Source organism: Deinococcus alpinitundrae, assembly GCF_009982895.1.
GTDB lineage: Bacteria > Deinococcota > Deinococci > Deinococcales > Deinococcaceae > Deinococcus > Deinococcus alpinitundrae.
This window is the reverse complement of the sequence record NZ_WXZL01000365.1, coordinates 1-255: the sequence shown is the minus strand read 5'-3', so window position 1 is coordinate 255 and position 255 is coordinate 1. Positions and strand designations below refer to the sequence as shown.

At 37.3% G+C, this 255-nt stretch carries 1 protein-coding gene; it reads right to left on the bottom strand.

The window, feature by feature from the left end:
• Positions 1-13 precede the first annotated feature (13 nt).
• The coding region (locus tag GUI70_RS25980; RefSeq protein ID WP_368733654.1) for a GTPase at positions 14-255 on the bottom strand (242 nt) is incomplete at its 5' end.

The window sequence follows — 255 nt, the reverse complement described above, 5'->3', positions numbered from 1 at the left end:
CGCTTTGTGTCAATCATTCACGCACGTTAACCATAAAAATAATAACATCCGCTTCATCTATGGCGATTTCTGCCTGCGCTCTAATTTGTGTTTGGAATGGTGCATCACCAATTTCAATACCACCTGTATCAATAATATTGAAATCATGTGTTAACCATTCACCTGAAGAATAAATACGATCTCGTGTTACACCTGGCGTGTCTTCCACAATCGAAACACGTTCTCCAACTATTCTATTAAAAATTGTAGATTTAC